Origin of the sequence: Burkholderia sp. AcTa6-5 (genome assembly GCF_017815075.1) — a bacterium.
Classification (GTDB): domain Bacteria; phylum Pseudomonadota; class Gammaproteobacteria; order Burkholderiales; family Burkholderiaceae; genus Burkholderia; species Burkholderia sola.
Map to the genome: position 1 here is coordinate 41,596 of NZ_JAGIQE010000039.1, position 7,165 is coordinate 48,760.

The window sequence follows — 7,165 nt, forward strand, 5'->3', positions numbered from 1 at the left end:
GTGGTGGAGGCGGGGTAGCCCCGATAGGCGCGGGAGCTTTCAGCACGATATTGTACAATACGGCGGTTTTGCCGAAGGCCACCGGGCGCCTGCCTCGCGCTTTTATGTGGCTTCTGCGGTAGACTGAACGCCGTCGTTTTTTGCAGAACCTCAAATTCCCACAAGACGAAACAGGGTGTGCGAATGAATCGACTGTGCAAGTCTCTGATGGTGCTTCAGGTTGCAGCAGGGTTCGTAGGTTTCGTAGCGGAGGCAAACGCGGCAGATGCGGCCAAGCCGGATCTGGACCGCGGCAAGGCGATTGCCGGGCAGGTCTGCGCGTCGTGTCACGGCGCCGACGGCAACAGCGCGTCGGGCAGTTTCCCGAAGCTCGCCGGCCAGCATCCCGAATATCTGGTCAAGCAGTTGAACGACTTCAAGACGCAGCCGGGCGCGAAGGGGCCGGTGCGTAACAACGCGGTGATGGTCGGATTCGCGAGCGCGTTGAGCGCGGACGACATGCGCAACGTCGCCGCGTACTACGGGTCGCAGACGACGAAGCTCGGTACCGCACGCAATGCGGCGACGGTGCCGATCGGCCAGAAGATCTATCGCGGCGGCATCGCGGAAAAGGGCGTTCCTGCCTGCGCGAGCTGCCACGGGCCGACGGGGCAGGGGATCCCGGTCCAGTACCCGCGTCTGTCGGGGCAATGGGCCGATTACACGGTCGCGCAGTTGACCGCGTTCCAGCAGGGTGCCGGCGCGCGCAACAACAACGAGGCGATGCATCAGATCGCGTCGCGGCTGTCGGATACCGAGATCAAGGCCGTCGCGGATTACATCGCGGGCCTGCGTTGAGCGGTCAGCCGCGAATGGAATGACCGGCGCCCGAAGGGCGGCCGGAGTCAGAACAAGAAAAGGGTGGGGCGCCGCGCCGTCGCGGTTGCCTCGCCCTTCTTTTTTGCCGGCACTCGCCGGGCCGGGATGGCGCGGCTGGCAGGCGATGGGGAGCTGCGCTCCCCGAGCGAACATAGTGAGCGTGGGGGTGGTTTCCCCTTAGTCGGAGTTTGAATGAGCGTTACCACGTCGGGGTTGCAGTCGAAGTCGGGTCAGGGTGCGTCGAAACGTGCGGTCGAGTTGCTGAGCTCGATGCGTTTCGCGATCGCGCTGCTGGTGGTGCTGTCGATCGCGAGCATCATCGGCACGGTCCTGACCCAGGACGATCCGTATCCGAACTACGTGAACCAGTTCGGGCCGTTCTGGGCGGACATCTTCCGTTCGCTCGGCCTGTACAACGTGTACAGCGCGTGGTGGTTCATGCTGATCCTGATCTTCCTCGTCACGTCGATCTCGCTGTGCGTGATCCGCAACGCGCCGAAGATGCTCGCCGATGCGAAGAGCTGGAAGGACAAGGTCCGCGAAGGCAGCCTGCGCGCCTTCCACCACAAGGCCGAATACACGGCGTCCGGCACGCGCGCGAGCGTCGCGGCGACGCTCGCCACCTTCGTCACGAAGGCCGGCTACAAGCACGTCGTGCGTGAAACCGACGGCGCGACGCTGATCTCCGCGAAGCGCGGCGCGATGACCAAGTGGGGCTATATCTCCGCGCACCTCGCGATCGTCGTGATCTGTATCGGCGGCCTGCTCGACAGCAACCTGCCGATCAAATTCCAGATGCTGATGTTCGGCAAGAGCCCGGTCAACACGAGCGCGACGATCAGCGATATCTCGCCCGACCATCGGCTGTCCGCGTCGAACCCGACCTTCCGCGGCTACGCGTGGGTGCCGGAGGGCCAGTTCGTGTCGACCGCGATCCTGAACCAGCCGAGCGGCTCGCTGATCCAGGATCTGCCGTTCTCGATCCAGCTCGACAAATTCATCGTCGATTACTACACGACCGGCATGCCGAAGCTGTTCGCGAGCGACATCGTCGTGATCGATCGCGAGACCGGCCGGAAGATCCCGGCGCGGGTGGAGGTCAACAAGCCGTTCACGTACAAGGGCGTGTCGATCTATCAGTCGAGCTTCCAGGACGGCGGCTCGCAGATGCAGATGACGGCCTATCCGATGACGGGCAGCCACGCGGCGACCGTCCCCGTGAAGGGCACGATCGGCAGCTCGGCGCCGCTGCAGGTCCCGGGCGCCGACGGCGACACGATCGAATTCTCCGATTTCCGCGCGATCAACGTCGAGAACATGGCCGACGCGAAAGGCAAGCCGGACGTGCGCGGCGTCGCGACCACCAGCTCGCTGAAGGAAGTGTTCGACGAGCGGCTCGGCTCGGGCGCGAAGACGTCGAAGCCGACGCAGCTCCACAACATCGGGCCGTCGGTGCAGTACAAGATTCGCGGCAAGGACGGCCAGGCGCGCGAATTCAACAACTACATGCTGCCCGTCGACATGAACGGCGAGCGCGTGTTCCTCGCCGGCGTGCGCGCGAGCCCGAACGATCCGTTCCGCTACATGCGGATTCCGGCCGACAGCCAGGATTCGATCGGCGAATGGATGCGCCTGCGCGCCGCGCTCGAGGATCCGGCCGTGCGCACCGAGGCCGCCGCGCGCTTCGCGCAGCGCTCGCTGCCGGGCGACGCGTCGCTGCGCGGGCGCCTGCAGGACAGTGCGTCGAAGGTGCTGACCCTTTTCGCGGCGAGCGACGACAGCGTCGGCCGCGGCGCGGACGGCCAGCCGATCGGCGGCTTCCAGGCGGTGGCGACGTTCATCGACCGCTCGGTGCCGAAGGGCGAGCAGGAGAAGGCCGCGAGCCTGCTGTTGCGGATGCTCGAGGGCTCGATGTGGGAGGTGTGGCAGATCGCGCGCGAGCATGCGGGCGAGCCGGCCGCGCAACAAGGCGCCGACACGATCCGCTTCGTGCAGAACGCGATCAATGCGCTATCCGACAGCTTCCTGTATGGATCGCCGGTCTATTTGCAGCTTGACTCCTTCAAGCAGGTGCAAGCTTCGGTATTTCAGCTGACGCGCGCGCCCGGCAAGAATCTGGTGTATCTTGGCAGCCTGCTGCTGGTCGCCGGCATCTTCTCGATGTTCTACGTGCGCGAGCGGCGGCTCTGGTTCTGGCTGAAGGACGCCGGTTCAGGCGTCGAGGTGGTGATGGCCATGTCCACGGCCCGCAAGACCTTCGATTTCGAGAAAGAATTCGTGCAGACGCGCGACGCGGCCGGCGCCGCCTTGCACGCCGCACCTCGCGACGCCGCACCCGCCGGTGCGGCTTCGACGGCCCGCGCGCCTGCCGGCGGCGGTTCCGATTCCGAGAATTCCACCCGGTAACATCATGGATCTCACGCAAGTTTCCTCTTCCCGTACGGCGCCGGCAGCGTCGCCGCTGTTCGACGACCGTCCGTTCCTCGCGCGCCTGTCGCTGTTCGACTGGCTGTTCGCGCTGGCGCTGGTGGCGGGCGCGGGCTATGCGCTCGTGCACTACAACGCGCACATGGATTACTACGACAAGGCGGTGATGATCGGCACCGTGCCGGCGCTTGTCGCGCTCGGCTGGCGCTGGAAGCCCGCGCGGCTGATGATGGCGTCGATTGCCGTGCTGTCGCTGCTGTCGATCCAGATCTACCAGGGCGATCTCGCGCGCGCCGATTCGGCGTTCTTCCTCAAGTACTTCCTGTCGAGCCAGTCGGCGATCCTGTGGATGAGCGCGCTGTTCGTGCTCGCGACGATCTTCTACTGGATCGGCCTGCTCGCGCGCTCCGAAACGGGCGCCGCAATCGGCCAGAAGCTCACGTGGGTCGCCGTGCTGATGGGCTTCACCGGGCTGATGGTGCGCTGGTACGAGTCCTACCTGATCGGTGCGGACGTCGGGCATATCCCCGTGTCGAACCTGTATGAAGTGTTCGTCCTGTTCAGCCTGATCACCGCGCTGCTTTATCTGTATTACGAAGGCCACTACGGCACGCGTTCGCTCGGCGCGTTCGTGCTGCTGGTCATCAGCGCGGCGGTCGGCTTCCTGATGTGGTACTCGGTCGCACGCGATGCGCAGCAGATTCAGCCGCTCGTGCCGGCGCTGCAAAGCTGGTGGATGAAGATCCACGTGCCGGCGAACTTCATCGGCTACGGCAGCTTCGCGCTGTCGGCGATGGTGTCGGTCGCGTATCTGATGAAGGAGCGCGGGATCCTCGCGGATCGCCTGCCGACGCTGGAAGTGCTCGACGACGTGATGTACAAGTCGATCGCGGTTGGTTTCGCGTTCTTCACGATCGCGACGATCCTCGGCGCGCTGTGGGCGGCCGAAGCGTGGGGCGGCTACTGGAGCTGGGATCCGAAGGAAACCTGGGCGCTGATCGTGTGGCTGAACTACGCGGCGTGGCTGCACATGCGGCTGATGAAGGGCCTGCGCGGCGCGGTGGCCGCGTGGTGGGCGCTCACCGGCCTGCTGGTCACGACGTTCGCGTTCCTCGGCGTCAACATGTTCCTGTCCGGGCTGCACAGCTACGGCAAACTGTAAGATTTCCGACGCTCGTCCGACTATCGAACCGCCGGTGCACTGCGTGCCCGGCGGTTTTCTTTTGTAACGCGGCGGGCGAACCGGGCGTCGAACGGCGCGTGACGGGCCGGGTCGAACGCTGATGAAGCATGCGCGCCGCGCATGCGGGAGGAACTGCACGATGTGGATCAAACGCCCTTTGCGTAACGTACTGACCGGCGCGGACATCGCGCCGAGCGAGATCACCCCGCGCGCGGTGTTCGAGAACCGGCGGCGCGTATTGCAGGCGGCCGGCCTCGCGGCCGCGGGCGGCCTGTTTGGCGCCAGCGGCGCGGCGCTCGCCGCGTATGCGTCGCCCGATCCGCGCACGGCGAAGCTCGCGGCAAAAACGAACCCGAAGTTCGTCGCCATCGACAAGGTGACGCCGTTCAAGGACATCACGTCCTACAACAACTTCTACGAATTCGGCACCGACAAGAGCGACCCGGCGCAGAACGCCGGCACGCTGCGGCCGCGCCCGTGGCGCGTGAGCGTCGAAGGCGAGGTGCAGCACCCGAAAGTGTTCGATCTCGACGAGTTGCTGAAGCTCGCGCCGCTCGAGGAGCGCGTGTACCGGCTGCGCTGCGTCGAGGGCTGGTCGATGGTGATCCCGTGGATCGGCGTGCCGCTGTCCGAGCTGATCAAGCGCGTGCAGCCGACCGGCAACGCGAAATACGTGCAGTTCGTCACGCTGGCCGATCCGTCGCAGATGCCCGGCCTGTCGACGCCCGTGCTCGACTGGCCGTATTCGGAAGGGCTGCGCATGGACGAGGCGATGAATCCGCTGACGCTGCTGACGATGGGCGTCTACGGCCAGGTGCTGCCGAACCAGAATGGCGCGCCGGTGCGGATCGTCGTGCCGTGGAAGTACGGCTTCAAGAGCGCGAAGTCGCTCGTGAAGATCCGCTTCGTCGACAAGCAGCCGAAGACGAGCTGGAACACGTACGCCGCGAACGAGTACGGCTTTTATTCGAACGTGAACCCCAACGTCGATCATCCGCGCTGGAGCCAGGCGACCGAGCGGCGCATCGGCGAGGACGGCTTTTTCACGCCGAAGCGCAAGACACTGATGTTCAACGGCTACGGCGATCTGGTCGCCTCGATGTATCAGGGCATGGACCTGAAGAAGAATTTCTGAGCACGACGGTGAGAAACGACATGCGTCCTTCGACGCTCACTTCCGAGCGCGCCGCGGGTGTCCGGTCGGCCGCACGCACCGCGCGGACCGGTGCGATCCGTCCCGCCGCGCCGCGCTGGCTCGCACCGGCCAAGGTGCTGGCGTTCGCGGCCGGCCTGTATCCGCTCGGGCGCGTCGTGCTGTTCGGGCTGACGGACCGGCTGGGCGCGAACCCGATCGAATTCATCACGCGCTCGACCGGCTTGTGGACGCTCGTCCTGTTGTGCATCACGCTTGCCGTCACGCCGCTCAGGCGCATCACGGGCTTCGCGTCGCTGCTGCGCTTTCGCCGGATGATCGGGCTGTTCGCGTTCTTTTACGCGACGCTGCATTTCACGACCTACCTGTGGTTCGACAAGTGGTTCGACGTCGTCGCGATCCTGAAGGACGTCGGCAAGCGCCCGTTCATCACCGTCGGCTTCGCGGCGTTCGTGCTGCTGATTCCGCTCGCCGCGACGTCGCCGCGCGCGATGGTGCGCCGGCTGGGGCGCCACTGGGCGACGCTGCACAGCGCGATCTATGCGATCGCGCTGTTCGGCGTGCTGCACTTCTGGTGGATGCGGGCCGGCAAGCACGATCTCGCGCAGCCGAAGCTCTACGCGGCGATCGTCGCCGCGCTGCTCGGCTGGCGGCTGGTTGCGTGGGGCCGGCGGCGCGTGCGTGCGTGACGCGGCGGCCCGAAAAAACAAAAGGCGATGACCGGGGAGTCATCGCCTCGTTGCGCGCGCCGCGCGGGCGGCATCGCGTCGTTACTTCGTGGCTACCGGGCCCGATGCCGGGGCGGGCATGGTCGATGCGGTGCTCGACAGTTCGGGCGACAGCGTGAGCGGCGAGCCGGACGTGTCAGGCGTCTCGTCGGACGACGCGTTTTCGTCGGTCGGTTTCACGTCCGACGGCGGCGTGTTCTGCTGCTGGATCGGCTTGGGCATCGGGGGTACGGTGGGCAGATAGAGCGCGCCGCTTTGACCGCAGCCGGCAAGAATCGCCAAAGCCGCTACAATCGCGCTCATCCGGAAAACGACTCGCATGATCGTCCCTGAACAATTTAACCGATAGAGTTTAGCATGTCCGATACTGAATACCTGGCCCGTGCCGAGGCCGTGCTGGCGGCCGTCGAGCGTACCGTGGACGTCGCGAACGACGGCGATCACGACATCGATCTGGAGCGCAACGGCAGCGTGCTGACGCTGACGTTCGAAAACGGCTCGAAGATCATCGTCAACCTGCAACCGCCGATGAAGGAAGTGTGGATCGCCGCGAAGGCCGGTGGATTCCACTACCGTTTCGTCGACGGTGCGTGGCGCGATACGCGCACGGGCACCGAGTTCTTCTCGGCGCTCACCGAATACGCGACGCAGCAGGCCGGCCTGCCGATCACGTTCGGCGCGTGACGGCCGGGGCAGCGGGTCCCGAATGTCGTGCCCAAAGAAAAAGCGCCCCGCGGGGCTAATGCCGTTCAGTTAAGGTTCTTTCTGAGGAACCGGACAGCATAACGAGCAGGACGGGACTTGACGGCCCGATCG

7 protein-coding genes are annotated in these 7,165 nt (G+C 65.5%); 6 read left to right on the forward strand and 1 reads right to left on the reverse strand.

Annotation, left to right across the window (positions count from 1 at the left end; translation table 11 throughout):
* Nucleotides 1-183: 183 nt before the first annotated feature.
* The 5 genes from J8I33_RS32425 (at nt 184) to msrQ (ending at nt 6,310) form a co-directional block, all read left to right on the forward strand.
* Nucleotides 184-837, forward strand: a complete 654-nt coding sequence (locus J8I33_RS32425) for a c-type cytochrome (RefSeq protein ID WP_050013162.1) — start codon at nt 184-186, stop codon at nt 835-837.
* A 213-nt stretch (nt 838-1,050) separates the two neighbouring features.
* Nucleotides 1,051-3,264: a cytochrome c biogenesis protein ResB gene (locus J8I33_RS32430; RefSeq protein WP_209939801.1), complete on the forward strand. Its 2,214-nt coding sequence runs from the start codon at nt 1,051-1,053 to the stop codon at nt 3,262-3,264.
* 4 nt (nt 3,265-3,268) lie between these two features.
* Nucleotides 3,269-4,447 carry a c-type cytochrome biogenesis protein CcsB gene (ccsB, locus tag J8I33_RS32435; RefSeq protein ID WP_050013160.1) on the forward strand — a complete coding sequence of 393 codons (1,179 nt, stop codon included), beginning with the start codon at nt 3,269-3,271 and terminating at the stop codon, nt 4,445-4,447.
* Nucleotides 4,448-4,607: 160 nt separating this feature from the next.
* A complete protein-coding gene (gene msrP / locus J8I33_RS32440) occupies nt 4,608-5,603 on the forward strand; it encodes a protein-methionine-sulfoxide reductase catalytic subunit MsrP (protein WP_124557469.1) in 996 nt (331 codons plus the stop codon).
* A gap of 20 nt (nt 5,604-5,623) precedes the next feature.
* Nucleotides 5,624-6,310: a protein-methionine-sulfoxide reductase heme-binding subunit MsrQ gene (msrQ, locus tag J8I33_RS32445; protein WP_209939802.1), complete on the forward strand. Its 687-nt coding sequence runs from the start codon at nt 5,624-5,626 to the stop codon at nt 6,308-6,310.
* Nucleotides 6,311-6,391: 81 nt separating this feature from the next.
* Here msrQ and J8I33_RS32450 read toward each other — a convergent pair whose 3' ends face one another.
* Nucleotides 6,392-6,670: a lipoprotein gene (locus tag J8I33_RS32450; RefSeq protein ID WP_209926806.1), complete on the reverse strand. Its 279-nt coding sequence runs from the start codon at nt 6,668-6,670 to the stop codon at nt 6,392-6,394.
* Nucleotides 6,671-6,706: 36 nt separating this feature from the next.
* Between J8I33_RS32450 and cyaY the strand changes: the two genes are divergently transcribed.
* A complete protein-coding gene (gene cyaY, locus J8I33_RS32455) occupies nt 6,707-7,033 on the forward strand; it encodes an iron donor protein CyaY (protein WP_050013156.1) in 327 nt (108 codons plus the stop codon).
* Nucleotides 7,034-7,165: the final 132 nt, after the last annotated feature.